Raw genomic sequence first — 13794 nt, forward strand, 5'->3', positions numbered from 1 at the left:
GATTTGAAACGGTAAAGGACGGCGGCCTGCGAATGGCGTCGCGAGCCGCGATCCCAGTCAACCGCCCCTGTTAAATGATCGCGCCGTCAATCGACATAGACGCCCGCCAGCGCCAGCGCTTCCCGCATCCTGGTCAGGCCATTCTCGAAGGAAAACTGTCGGCCCGCAAAGCGCTTTGCCGCCTCGGACATCGCGGTCCAGCGCTTTTCATCCGTATAAAGCGCCTTGACCGCCGCGACCCATTCGGCCGCCGTTTGCGCGACAATGGCCTCCAGTCCATTGCTGACGCCGATCCCTTCTGCGGCGATCGGGGACATGATCGTTGGCGTCCCGGACGCAAGCGCGCCGACGACCTTCCCCTTGATGCCGGCGCCCGACAGAAGCGGCGCAACGAACACCCGGCAGGTGTGATAGACGTCGGCTACATCGGCGACATAGCCCTCGAACAGGATGTCTTCGGCGGCGAGTTCGCCCAGTTCGGCCGGCATATTCGAGCCAAACACCCTGAGCGTGATCCCGGGCAATTCCTGCCGCAATTCCGGCATGATGTCGCGAATGAAGAAGCGGATGGCTTCCTCATTCGGCGGATGGCTGAAATTGCCCACGAAGGCGAGCCCCGATCTCGAAGCAAAAGGCGGAATCGCCTCGTCGACATCGATCACCCACGGGCAGCGCGCGACTTTCGTGGCGTCGAGATTATGCGACAGAATGACCGCCGCCTCGACGTCGGTATAGGACAGCGTCACGTCCGAACGCCGCATTACCGACAATTCGATATCGCGCGTCTCGAGTGCGCCGCGAAGGGCGCCCTGATTTTTCGCCGCCAGCGCCGCGCGGATTTCGCGCAGGAAATGCAGGTCGGCGTCGTTGAAGATGATCTTTGCGCGCGGCGCCGCCTTCCGGATGAGATCGACATAGAGATTCGCGATCGAATAGCGGGTGATGTAGACGATGTCGAATTCCTGGCCTCGCCGCTCGATAACCTCCTGGATCGAACCGGCGAAGGGCGCGTAAAGGCACTCGATCCCGTCGCGCTGCAGGTCCTCGGTGTAATTGCCGATAAAGGCCAGATCGTTGGGAACGAATGTGACCTTGAAGCCCAGCGCCTGCAGCAACCGCATTTCCTGCCGGGCGGCATAGCTCCCGGCGTCCTTGTCAGGCTGCGGCACATCGTGATCGATGACCAGCGCGCGCAAGTCCACGCCCCGGTCCTTGGCGAGATCGGGATCGAGGGTCAGCGGCAGATTGCGAATGGCGCTGGCCCAGCGCGCCCGGAACTTCGGCTCGTTGACGACCTGATAGCGCTTGGCGCCGGAGGTCAGGGACGTGCCGCTCGACACGCCTTCGAAGTGCACGACCTTGGCAAAGGGCGTGTAATAGGTCTTGAGGCCCTTGGCCCTGACCCGGAATGCGAGATCATTGTCTTCGTAATAGGCGGGCGAATAGAGTTCGTCGAAGCCGCCGAGTTCGTTCCAGATTTCCCGGCGCAGCATGATGCAGGCGCCGGAGATGTAATCGACCTGCCGCGTGTAATTGTAGCGCGTATCGAATTGGTTGCCGCCGCGGCCGTAATTCGAAACGTCGAAATTCGGAAAGACGATGCCGCCGGCCTCCTGAAGCTTGCCGTCGGGATAGACCAGCTTCGCCCCTGCAAGCCCGACCTTGTCGAACGACCGGAAGACATGGACCAGTTCGTCGATCCAGCCCGAACAGGGTTCGGTATCATTGTTGAGCATGACGACGAATTCGCCGCGCGCCGCTTCGGCGCCGCGGTTCGAGCTCTTGACGAAGCCGACGCCCGCCTCATTGCGTACGACCGTGATCCCCGAGACGAAATCCTCAAGCCTCGTGGTCAAATCCCTGGAGCCGTCGTCCACGACGATCACTTCGAAGGCGCTCTTGTTGGGGGCCAGCAAAAGCGCCGCGAGGCAGTTATAGGTCACCCAGAATTTATCGTGAGCTGGTACGACAACGCTGACGAGCGGGTTTTCATGGACCGGAAAATGAAGCTTTTCCGGAAGCCCGGACTGTTCGGCGATGCCGCGCTTGACCTGATTATAGGCGATCTTGAGCTGGTTGAAATATTCGGCGACGGGCGCCTGCGGCCCCTCGTTGAGCATGCGCGAAACGACGTCAAGCTGGCCTTCGAAGGACGCGACCCGGTTCGCCGCGCTGGGCGAGAGGAATCCCGGAAAATCCTTGGCGTAGCGTTGCAGGTCCTCTTCCGAAATGGCCACAACCGCCGTGACGGCCACCATTTCCGCGACAACCTGTCCGACTTCGCGCGCCTTGATCTGGAACCAGTGGACCCGGCCATCGGCCAGCGAAACAGGAATTGAGGCCTTGACCGGATTGCTCTGGCCCGGAACCGGTTTCGCAATGGACAAGACCGCGACGCTGGCGCCATCGACCACGATCTGAAGCGTCACGTCGTCGCTCGAAGTCGAGGCGACCCAACCCTCGAGCGTCAGCCCCTCGATCCGGTCGATACCGCCGCGAACGACGGTCTCGGAAACCACATGCTTGAAAACATTCTCAAGCGTGTCGCCGTAACCGGCCACTTTGGCGCGCAGGACATGCGTTCCCACCGGCAGCCGCGGCAAATCGATCGCGAAGGCGTGATAGCCGTCGCCAACGCCCGACTTGAAAATATCGCCTCTGTATTGGGACGCTTCGCCTGCGGCGATGAAGGTCTCGTCGGCCCAGATTTCGATCGTCAGCTTCCGGTCTGGCGCTTTGCGATCGATCGCCCAGCCTTTGGCGGCCCCATTGGCGACGCCGTCAAAACATCCCTGGATCCCCGCCAGGACGGCGGACGCGGCCGGAGCGATTTCACCTGCCGGGCCGTCTGCGACGACAGGAGCGGCGGAAAAAATGGGATCGACGACGACCGCCGGCGCGGCTGGCGCGGGAACCGCCGCAAGCTCAACTTCCGTCGCGCCAGGCAGATCGGCAATGGATCGCGGCAGGCCGGCGGCCGGCAAAACCTCCTCCACCTGAACCTTCTCGAACTGCTCCCCTTGAGTATCGCCGTTCGCCTTTTCGACCGTGGACATCGCATCTTCCCACTGATTATTCTTGAGCGTCTTGCCAAGGGTTCCGTAACGCAGAAGCGCTGAAGGATCGCGAGCCGCCCATACGCGCTTTAGGGCCGCAAAGTCACGGCCTTAGTGCAGAAACGCGCGGAACGCCAACGACCAGCGGCAATTTCGACTGCTGACGGGATGCGCCTTCCTCACAAAGCGCGCCGATCGACAATAGAGCCGCAGGATAGGCGATGCCCGGACGCAACGGCAAGGCCGATGCCCGGAAAAGACGCGCAACCCGCCAAGCTTCCGCATTCAAAAAAGCGGGCGGCTCTCGCGAGCCACCCGGATAAAAAGCCGCCCGATGGGCTGCGCGCCCTTTTATTGGCTCGGCCCCTTGGCTGCGGCGGAGGCCTGCTCCATCCTCTTGGCCATTTCCGCTTTGACAGCGTCGAGATTGAAGCTCGCGCCGCGCTGCATCGGCGGGAACTCGATGAAGGTCTGCAGTTCCTTGCCCATCAGCTGCTGAACGAAGACGAAGCGCCAGAACTGGTACTTGAACCAATCGAAATACTGCTGCCCGCCCTCCTTGGTTCCGTTGTTGGGCCAGCCTGTGCGCTCGAACGGATCCAGGCGCAGGTTGGTGATATAGGGAACGTCCGGATGGGTCTTCTGGCCAACCCAGCCATCGGGCTGGTCGATGAAGCGAAATTTATAGTCGTCGATGCGCACCGCGCCGACCGTGCTTTCGCCGAGATAGAAGATCTCGTGACGATTGGACGGCCCCTTGCCGGTAATGGCGGCGGTCTGGTCGTATCCGTCCAGATGGTTCTTGTAGGTGCGGTCGCCGATCGTCTTGCCCTTCAGCAATTCATCGGTGATGTTCGGGTTGCCAGCGATAGCCGTGAAGGTCGGCAGCCAGTCGAGGCCCGAGACGATGCCGTTCTGAACGGAATCCGCCGGAACATGGCCGGGCCAGCGCAGAATTGCCGGCACACGGAAGCCGCCTTCGAGCACGGTTCCCTTCGATTGCGCGAAGGGGGTCTGGCCGCCGTCGGGCCAGGTGAAGACTTCCGTGCCATTGTCGGTGGTGAACAGGACGATGGTGTTCTCGTCCACGCCCATGTCCTTGAGCTTCTTCATGACCAGTCCGACGTCGTCGTCGAGCTGCGCCATGCCGGCTTCCTCTTCGGACCAGCCATTGTCCGAATTGCGCATCGCCTCATATTTCGGCGAAAGATGCGTCACGATATGCATGCGGGTCGGGTTGAGCCAGACGAAGAACGGCTTGTTGGCCTTTTTCGCGCGGTCCATGAAGTCGATGGCGAGATCGCGGATCTCGTCGTCAACCGTTTCCATGCGCTTGGGATAAAGCGTGCCGGCGTCCTCGATCTTCTGCTTGCCGATCTTGCCCCAGCGCGGCTGCTCCGTCGGATCGTCGACGTCGGTCGCCCAACTGTGGATCATGTTGCGCGGGCCGACGACGTCCAGCAGGTTCTGCGGATAATTGGGGTGCGCCGGATCTTCCATCGCGTCGAGGTGATAGAGGTAGCCGAAGAACTCGTCGAAGCCGTGCACGGTCGGCAGGAACTCGTTCCTGTCGCCCAGATGGTTCTTGCCGAATTGCCCTGTGGCGTAGCCCATCGACTTCAGCACCGTGGCGAGGGTCACCGCCTCGGCGGGAATGCCGATCTTGGCGCCAGCCTGGCCGACCGTGGTCATGCCGGTGCGGATCGGCAATTCGCCGGTGATGAAATTCGCGCGGCCCGCTGTGCAGCTCGCCTCGGCGTAGTAATCCGTGAACAGCATGCCTTCCTTGGCGATCTTGTCCAGATTGGGCGTCCGGCCCGCCATCAGGCCGCGATGATAGGCGCCGATGTTCCACATGCCGATGTCGTCGCCCATGATGACCACGATGTTCGGCTGCTTGTCATCCGCGCGCGCGCTCGAAGGCGCGGCCGCAAGACCGAGAGCTATCGCCCCCGTCGTCGCCAGAACATTGAATATTTTCGTCTTTCTCATCGTTTTCTCCCCCTTGAAGGTCTTGAACGAACCTTTTGGCCTCGAAACGCATGACAATATTGACGCACTGGACCGCGAAAGGCGCCGCCTTCGCGCGGCCGGTGGCTCAGGACGATATGATGTGCATCGACCTTCCCGATCGGACGCCGCCCTCGGCCCCCCGTCCGGCAGAAATTGAAGGTCGCCTGCGTGCACAACTGCCGCCGGCGCCCAGGTCCGGCCTGACGGCCTTGTAGCGGGCGCCGCCTATCCCTCTTTGAGGGGGATTTACGGCAGCAACCATACTACCGACGCCGTCAGGAAAAAAGCGGCCCGCGCCGATTGTCGCTGGCGAGGACCTCGCCTCCCGCCATCCGCAGCCCTTTGCATTTTTGAAAAAGGCCATTGGCGGAACTGCGCCCACATCTTGCCGGTCTGGTTCCTATATCTCTACGAGCGCGCCGAATTTGGGCGGCGCGAAAGATTGAGGGCGCAGCATGATCCGTTTCACGCTCAACGGCCGACCGCAGGAAATCGACGCCGACCCCGACAAGCCTCTGCTTTGGGTCCTGCGCGACGATCTCGGCCTCGTCGGAACCAAATATGGCTGCGGCCAGGCGCTGTGCGGCGCCTGCACCGTGCATCTGGAGGGCCAGCCGACCCGCTCCTGCCAGACCCGCATCGGCGATGTCGCCAGCAAGTCGGTCGTCACCATCGAGAGCGTCAATGGCGCGGTCGCCGAGGCCGTGCAGAAGAGCTGGATCAAGCTCGACGTGCCGCAATGCGGCTATTGCCAGTCCGGCCAGGTCATGGCCGCGATCGGCCTGCTTTCAGGCAACAAGAAGCCGAGCGACGCGGAGATCGACGACGCGATGAGCGGCAATATCTGCCGCTGCGCCACCTATCAGCGCATCCGCGCCGCCATCCATGAAGCTTCTCGCCTTTTGGGAGCGTGACCGATGCTGAATCTCTCCGCCACTGGTTTCATCCGCGAGACGCCCGTTTCGCGCCGTCATTTCATGCTCGGCGCCACGGCCGTCGGCGCCAGCCTGGTGGTCGGCTTTTCCGCCTCCGCCGCGCCGGGCGCGTCAAGCGAGACGACCAATCCCTTCGCCGGCTATGTCAGGATCGACCCTGACAACAAGGTGACCATCTATTCCGCCCATATGGACATGGGCCAGGGCATCTATCAGGGCGTCGCCACGCTCGCGCAGGAGGAACTCGACGCCGACTGGTCGAAGATCGAGGTCGTCGGCGCCTCCGGAGACCCGGCGCTCTATGGCAATCTGGCGATGGGCGGCAAATTCCAACTCACCGGCGGCTCGACAGGGACCGCGTCGTCGTGGCGGCGCTATCGCGTGGCGGGCGCCGCGGCGCGGGCCATGCTGATCGCGGCGGCGGCGCGCAAATGGGGCGTCCCCGCCGAAGACATTGTCGCCGAAAACGGCATGTTGCGCGCAAAAAGCTCGGACGCCCGAGCGACCTATGGCGAAATGGCGGCGCTCGCCGCGCAGGAGGCCGCGCCGGCCAATATCGCGCTCAAAGACCCCAGGGACTGGAAATATATCGGCGCGGAGAACCTCCCGCGTCTCGATTCCGCGCCCAAATCCACCGGGCGGCAGCAATTCACCATCGACATCAACCTGCCCGACATGCTGACGGCGGTGATGATCCACCCGCCGCTGTTCGGCGCCAGGCTCAAGAGCTTCAACGCCGCCAAGGCCAAGGCGATGAAGGGCGTGGTTGATGTCGTCGCGACTCCGCGCGGCGTCGCGGTCGTCGCGAAGGGCATGTGGGAAGCGATGCAGGCGCGCGATGCGGTCAGCGTCGAATGGGATGAGTCCGGCGCCGAGAAGCGCGGCACGTCCGAGTTGTTCGCCGCCTATCGCGCGATGGCCGACAAGGGCGGCGAAAACATTGCTGTCGACAAGGGCGACGCGCTGGGGGCGCTCGGCAAGGCCGCGAAAGTGGTCGAGGCGCGCTATGAATTTCCCTATCTCGCCCATGCCGCGCTGGAGCCGCTGAACGCGGTCGCGCGGATGAATGCGGACGGAACGCTCGAAGTCTGGGGCGGCCACCAGATGCCCGACCTCTATCAGGCCGTCGCCGCGCAGATTGCAGGCGTCCCGCCTGAAAAGGTGAAGCTGCATGTGATGAAGACCGGCGGCGGCTTCGGCCGGCGGGCCTGTCCCGACGCCGACATTATCGTCGAGGCGGTGGCGACGGCCAAGGCGCTCGGCTGGAAGGCGCCGGTCAAGGTGCAATGGACCCGCGAGGACGACATGCGCGGCGGCCGCTACCGTCCGGCCTATGTGCACAAGCTGACCGCCGGTCTCGACGCCGACGGCAAAATCCTCGCCCTGCGCGATACGCTGATTGGACAATCGATCGCCAAGGGCTCGCCCTTCGAGGCGATGATGGTCAAGAATGGCGTGGACGGAACCTCGGTCGAGGGTATGGCCAACCAGCCCTATGCGATTCCGAACTTCCGGCTCGACGTGACGACCACCGACATGAATGTGCCGGTGCTGTGGTGGCGCTCGGTGGGCTCGACCCATACGGCTTACGCGCTCGAAGCCTTCATCGACGAACTGGCGCAGGCCGCCGGCAAGGACCCGGTCGCTTTCCGGCTCGACATGCTGGCCGACAAGCCGCGCCACGCCGCCGTACTCAGGCTCGCCGCCGAAAAGGCGGACTGGACCGCGCCGCCCGCCCACGGCAAGTTCCGGGGCGTGGCCGTGGCGGAATCCTTCGGCTCTTATGTCGCGCAGGCGGTCGAGATCTCGGTCGACAAGTCCGGCGCGCCGAAGGTCGAGCGGGTGGTGTGCGCGGTCGATTGCGGCGTCGCGGTCAATCCGGACATGGTGCGCGCCCAGATGGAAGGCGGCATCGGCTATGGCCTGGGCGCGATCCTGAAATCGCGGATCACGCTCGACGGCGGCAAGGTCGTCGAAGGGAACTTCGACGGCTATGAAGTGTTGCGCCTGAACGAAATGCCGCGCATTGAGGTCCATATCGTCAAATCGGCGGAAGATCCCAAAGGCGTCGGCGAGCCGGGCGTGCCGCCGATCGGCCCCGCTTTGGCCAACGCCTTCTTCAGGGCGACCGGCAAGAGGATGCGGATCCTGCCGTTCGACCGTGGGGAAAGCTGACGTTCGCGGATCGCCGGAGGGGGCATGACGGATCGGGAGATCATCGCGACGGCCCTGGATTGGGCGCGAAGCGGCAAGCGCGTGGCGCTTGCGACCGTGATCGCCACATGGGGCTCGTCGCCGCGCGCAACGGGCTCGCGTCTCGCCGTCGATCAGGACGGGCGTTTCATCGGCTCGGTTTCGGGCGGCTGCGTCGAAGGCGAAATTCTGGCGACGGCCGAAGAGGTCATCGCCAGCGGCCGGCCCGCCTTGCGGGAATTTGGCGTCAGCAATGAAAAGGCGTGGTCGGTTGGCCTCGCCTGCGGCGGCGCGATCAGGATATTCGTCGAGCGGATCGAAGAGTGCGATTTCCTGCAAAGCCTGATCGAGGACGCCGGCGCCGGCCGCGACGCGGCGACGACCCTCGCCCTCGACAGCGGCGAACGGATAAGGTTCGACAGGGATTCCGCGCCTGAGGCGTGGGACGATCTGACCCGTCATGCGATTTCGACGGCGGCGGAAAAGGGGGATGACGCGCTGGTCGAGACCCCGCGCGGCCTGTTCTTCGTCGAGCTCTGGCGCGCGCCGCTGCGGCTTGCGATCGTCGGGGCCGTGCATATCGCGCAGGCCCTCGCGCCCATCGCGATTTTGGCGGGTTATCAGGTGACCGTGATCGATCCGCGCCGCGCTTTCGCCGACGCGGCGCGCTTTCCGGGCGCAAGAATTCTCGCCGCGTGGCCCGACGAGGCGCTTCCCGATTTCCGACTCGATAGCCGAACCGCATTGGTCGCGCTGAGCCACGAGCCGCGCATCGACGATCCGGCGCTCATCGCCGCCTTGCGCAGTCCGGCCTTTTACATCGGCTCGCTCGGCTCGCGCGGCTCTGCGGAAAGGCGACGGGCGCGTCTGCGCGCACAAGGCGTGGACGACGAGGCTCTGGCCCGGATTCACGGCCCGATCGGCCTCGCCATCGGCGCCGCGACTCCGGCCGAAATCGCCATCGCCATCGCCGCCGAATTGACCGGGGCCTTGCGGCTCGCCCCGAAAGCCGCGCTCAGGAGCGCGGCGGAATGAAATTCGTCACGCTCCCCGCCCGCGCCGCCGAGGGCGGGCTGCTCGCCCATTCCTTGACCCGGCCCGGCCTGAACCTGCCGAAAGGCGTTCGCCTTGGCTCCGAGGAGGTCGCGCGCCTGCGCGCGGCGGGCGTCGAAAGCGTCACGGTGGCGATGATCGATGCGACGGACGTGCTGGAAGATCGCGCGGCGGAGCGCATCGCGCGCAGGCTGGCGGGCGCCGGATTGCGCGCGGGACCGGCGAAAAACGGGCGCTGCGACATTGTCGCGGATCATCGCGGCCTGGCGCTGTTCGCGCCTGAAACGATTCACGCGCTGAACAGAATCGACGAGTCGATCACTCTCGCGACCCTGCCGCCTTACGAGGCTGTTTCGCCCGGACAGCCGGTTGCGACAATCAAGGTCAATCCCTTCGCGACGCCTGAGGCCGTCGTCGCGGCATGGGAATCGTTCGGAGCGGTCTTTCAGCTTGCCGGCTTTCAGCCGCATCGGGTCGCCCTGATCCAGACGGTCGCGCCCGGCCTCAAGGCGAGCCTGTTGGAAAAGACCGCCGCAGCCACGCGAAAAAGGCTTGAGGCGCTCGGCAGCGCCCTATGCGCGGATGCGCGCGCGCCGCATGAGGCCGAGGCGCTGGCGCGGGAAATCCGCCACCAGCTCCATTCGGGCGCCGACCTCGTGCTGATTTGCGGCGCGGGTTCGACTAGCGACCGGGGCGACGTGGTTCCGGCGGCGATGGTCGCGGCGGGCGGCGCGGTCGAATGTTTCGGCATGCCGGTTGATCCGGGCAATCTGCTGACGCTCGGCTCGGTCGGCGACGTTGTGGTGGTCGGGATGCCGGGCTGCGCGCGGTCGCATCAATTGAACGGCTTCGATTACGTCCTGCAGCGCCTGCTTTCGCGGCAGAAGGTCGCGCGGGAAGACCTTGCGGCGATGGGCGTCGGCGGATTGCTGCGCGCCGCGCCGCGCCGGGTTTTTCCATGCGGAATGCGGGATGTGCCGCCCGCCGCGCCGCACAAGATCGCGGCGCTCGTCCTCGCCGCCGGACAATCGCGGCGCATGGGCGCCAACAAGCTGGTTCTCACGCTCGAAGGCAAGCCGGTTATCCGCCATGTGTTGGACGCCATCGCCGACTCGCGCATCGCGACGGCTTTCGTGGTTCTCGGCCATGAGGCCGAGCAGGTTCAGGCCGCGCTGGCGCAGACGGACGCGCGTTTCGTCGTCAACGCGGATTTCGACGGCGGGCTATCGACCTCGCTGAAAGCTGGCCTCGCCGCGCTGCCGCCGGATATTGACGGCGCGATGATTTTCCTCGGCGACATGCCGGACATCGACCCCGCCCTGATCGACCGCATGATCGAGGCTTTTGATCCCGGCCGGATGCAGGCGATCGTGGTCCCGAAGCGCGAGGGCCGGCGCGGTCATCCGGTGCTGTGGGGCAAGGGATTTTTCCCGCTGCTGCTCCAGGAAACGCAGGGCGATACCGGGGCCCGGCATCTCATCGGCCAATATGCCGACTGGGTCGCCGAGATCGAGGCGGACGACGACGGCGTCCTCGTCGATCTCGATACGCCGGAGGCCTTCCTCCGGCGGCAGAAATCGAGCGCGCCCGCCTGATCGTCCCCAATCGATCGTCAATGAGCGCCGGCGGCGCCGGCGGCAGGCTTCAACTTGCTGGCAAACAGCAGCGCGACCGCCGCGACCCCCAGCAACACGCCAATGACCGCAAAGGCGTCGGCAAACCCCATGGTGAGCGCCTGCCGCCTGACGCCGGCGCCAATCGTCGCGAGAGCCTTGTGCTGTGCGACCGCAGGGTCGGACACGCCATGAGTCATGAAATAATGGGTCAGCTGGTCGATCCTGTCGCGCACCTCGTCGCGATAGGTGGTCACGGACTGGCCGATGATGTTGGAATGGAACTGCTCGCGCTTGGTGATGAGCGTCCCGAGGCTCGCCGTGCCGACCGCGCCGCCGAGATTGCGCAACATGTTCGACAGGCCAGAGGCCGATCCCGCCTCGCTTGGCGCGATGCCGGCGGTGACGATGGCGCTCACCGGCGTCAGCATCAAGGCCTGTCCGACGGCGCGCACGACATTCGGCGCGAAGAACTGATCGCCGGCCGAATCGAGCGACAACGCTATATTCATGAAGCTGCTGGCCGCAAAGATCGACATGCCGAGGAAGGCGATGTAGCGCGCGTCATAACGCTTCATAAGCATCGGCACGAAGGGGATGAAGAGCAGCTGGGGGAAGCCGGTCCAGGCCAGCACCTTGCCGATCTGTTCGGCGTTATAGTGCTGCACCTGCCCGAGATATTGCGGCATCACATAGATCGTGCCGAACAGAGCGAAGCCCAGCAGCATGTTGACCAGCACGCCGATCCCGAAATTGCGCCGCGTGAGCAGGCGCAGATTGACCAGCGGCTTTTCAACCGTCAGCTCGATGGCGACGAAAGCCGACAGGAAGACCACGGCGACCGCCATCAGCTTGACGATGAAGGGCGAGCCGAACCAGTCGTTCTTGTTGCCTTCCTCCAGCACGGTCTGCAGCGCGGAAAGCCCCACGGCCATGGTGAAGATGCCAGCCCAGTCCCCTTCCCTGAGCAGGGCAAGCCGCATCGGCGCGCGTTCAAGCGTCAGGGCGAGCGCCACGACCATCAGGATGGCCGGGGGCGTGTTGACGAAGAAGATGGTCTGCCAGCCGTAATTTTCCGTGAGATAGCCGCCAATCGTCGGCCCGACCGCGGGCGCGAAGGTCACCGCCACGGCGAACATCGCGAGCCCGATCGGCTGCTGCGCCTTCGGAAGCTTGGTCAGCACCATGGTGAAGGCCATCGGTATCAGCACGCCGCCGGCAAAACCCTGCAAGCCGCGCGCAAGAATCATCGAACCGAGGTCGCGGGTGAAGGCGCAGGCGATGGAGAAGACGGCGAACAGGATCGTATTGGTGAGGATCACGCGTCGGAAGCCGAACACGCGGCTCAGGTAATCCGTCAGCGGAATGACGATGATCTCGCCGATCAGGTAGGAGGTCGAGATCCAGGCGCCATTGTCCACGCCGGTGCCGATGCCGCCCTCGATGTCGAGCAGGGAGGCGTTGGTGATCTGGATGTTGAGGATCGCCATGAAGGCGCCGATCATGCTGGCCATGACCGCGATCCAGGAGGTCAGGCTCGCCCTGGCTTCTTCGGCGGGGCGGGTCAGGCTTGCATTGGCGCTTTGGGCAAGGCTCGACATGGCTTTTCCTCCTTCGGCGAGGCGATCAGCTTCGGGCGTTCGCCGCCGTCGCGACCTGCGGCGTGGAAACGCGGGTGTCGATGGTCGGGGTGACGGACATGCCCGGCCGCAGCAGGGCGGCGAGCGGGCTTCCCGCGTCGAGCACGATCTTCACAGGAATGCGCTGCACGACCTTGGTGAAATTGCCGGTGGCGTTGTCGGGCGGCAGCACCGCGAATTCCTGCCCGCTCGCCGGGGCGACGCTGTCGACGCGGCCCTTGAAGAGCTGGCCCGGGAACATGTCGACCTCGATCTCGACCGGCTGTCCGGCGTGGACGTCGGTGAGCTGCGTCTCCTTGTAATTGGCGACGATATAGCTGGCCTCGACCGGCACGACGGACATTAATTGCGTGCCGGCCTGCACATATTGGCCGACCCGCAAGGTGCGATTGGCGATCTGGCCGTCCGCCGGCGAAACGACGACCGTATAGGTGAGGTTCAGCTCGGCCTGATCCAGCGCCGCCTGCGCCCGCGCCAGATTGGCCTGAGCCTGCGCGAGTTCGGCCTTGAGCACGTCGAGCTGGCGGGTCGCATTGGCGAGCGAGGCGCGGCCGCGGGCGCCGTTCGCCCTCGCGGCGAGCACGCGGGAGCTCGCCTGCTGTGCATTCTGCACGCTGCCGAAGCCAGTGGCCGCGAGGTCGGAATAACGCTTGTTCTCCTGCTCGGCGAAGGTCTGGTTCGCCTCGTCGGCAGCCACCGTCGCGCTCGCGCCGTCGATGGCGGACTGTTGCGCGACAATGGCGGCCTGCCTCGTGCCGATAGCGGCCCTGGCGGCCTCGACATCGGCCCTGGCCTGTTCGACCGCGACCTTGAAATCGCGGTCGTCGATGCGAGCGAGGATCTGGCCGGCCTTGACCGGCTCATTGTCGCCGACATGGACCGTCGCGATATAGCCCGCCACCTTGGGGGAGATCGTCGTATTGTCCGCCTTGACATAGGCGTCGTCGGTCGAAACCGCGAAGCGCCCGAAGGTCCAGTAATTGTGGCCGAGATAGCCGCCGGCGCCGAGCGCGGCCACCGCCGCGCCGACGATCAGGAACCGCTTCAGAATGGATCGCGCGTTCTCTGTCCGCGCCGGGGCGACGGCGTCGCCGCGCGCGAAAGCGACGGGGCCTTGTGTCGCCGCAGGCGCGTCATATCTTGAAATCGCGCCTTCGAACTCCTCGATCTGCTGGTGCTGTGTCATCGGGCTGCTCTCCGTGGCCGCCGGAAAATCGGGGCTTGCGACTATTTAGGAAACGTCGTAGTTTCCAAAATATCCCCGACGCTGCCGAAGTCAATCGGAATTTGG

8 protein-coding genes are annotated in these 13794 nt (G+C 64.6%); 4 read left to right on the forward strand and 4 right to left on the reverse strand.

The genetic code is table 11. From position 1 onward, the window contains the following. Positions 1 to 86: 86 nt before the first annotated feature. On the reverse strand, positions 87 to 3056 hold the full coding sequence (locus QM467_RS06920) for a glycosyltransferase (protein WP_283365575.1): 2970 nt from the start codon (positions 3054 to 3056) through the stop codon (positions 87 to 89). 351 nt (positions 3057 to 3407) lie between these two features. Continuing rightward, the gene (locus tag QM467_RS06925) at positions 3408 to 5048 is read right to left on the reverse strand and encodes an arylsulfatase (protein ID WP_283365576.1); all 1641 of its coding nucleotides are present in this window, start codon (positions 5046 to 5048) and stop codon (positions 3408 to 3410) included. A gap of 476 nt (positions 5049 to 5524) precedes the next feature. Between QM467_RS06925 and QM467_RS06930 the strand changes: the two genes are divergently transcribed. Genes QM467_RS06930 through QM467_RS06945 form a run of 4 tightly spaced genes read left to right on the forward strand, consistent with a single transcriptional unit; the run spans position 5525 to position 10845 of the window. Continuing rightward, positions 5525 to 5983: a (2Fe-2S)-binding protein gene (locus QM467_RS06930; RefSeq protein ID WP_283365577.1), complete on the forward strand. Its 459-nt coding sequence runs from the start codon at positions 5525 to 5527 to the stop codon at positions 5981 to 5983. Positions 5984 to 5986: 3 nt separating this feature from the next. Next, positions 5987 to 8179: a xanthine dehydrogenase family protein molybdopterin-binding subunit gene (locus QM467_RS06935; protein ID WP_283365578.1), complete on the forward strand. Its 2193-nt coding sequence runs from the start codon at positions 5987 to 5989 to the stop codon at positions 8177 to 8179. Between the two features lie 24 nt (positions 8180 to 8203). Next, positions 8204 to 9232, forward strand: coding sequence for an XdhC family protein (locus QM467_RS06940; RefSeq protein WP_283365579.1), 1029 nt, complete (start codon positions 8204 to 8206; stop codon positions 9230 to 9232). Then, on the forward strand, positions 9229 to 10845 hold the full coding sequence (locus tag QM467_RS06945) for a molybdopterin-binding/glycosyltransferase family 2 protein (RefSeq protein ID WP_283365580.1): 1617 nt from the start codon (positions 9229 to 9231) through the stop codon (positions 10843 to 10845). The genes QM467_RS06940 and QM467_RS06945 overlap by 4 nt, the downstream gene beginning before the upstream one ends. A gap of 17 nt (positions 10846 to 10862) precedes the next feature. Here the strand turns inward: QM467_RS06945 and QM467_RS06950 are convergent, their stop codons facing one another. Both QM467_RS06950 and QM467_RS06955 read right to left on the reverse strand, forming a co-directional pair. Continuing rightward, the gene (locus QM467_RS06950) at positions 10863 to 12464 is read right to left on the reverse strand and encodes a DHA2 family efflux MFS transporter permease subunit (RefSeq protein ID WP_283365581.1); all 1602 of its coding nucleotides are present in this window, start codon (positions 12462 to 12464) and stop codon (positions 10863 to 10865) included. Positions 12465 to 12489: 25 nt separating this feature from the next. After that, complete coding sequence (locus tag QM467_RS06955) at positions 12490 to 13689, reverse strand: HlyD family secretion protein (protein WP_283365582.1); 1200 nt, start codon at positions 13687 to 13689, stop codon at positions 12490 to 12492. Positions 13690 to 13794 lie beyond the last annotated feature (105 nt).

It is taken from the genome of Rhodoblastus sp. 17X3, assembly GCF_030056575.1.
In the GTDB taxonomy this organism is placed as follows: domain Bacteria; phylum Pseudomonadota; class Alphaproteobacteria; order Rhizobiales; family Beijerinckiaceae; genus Rhodoblastus.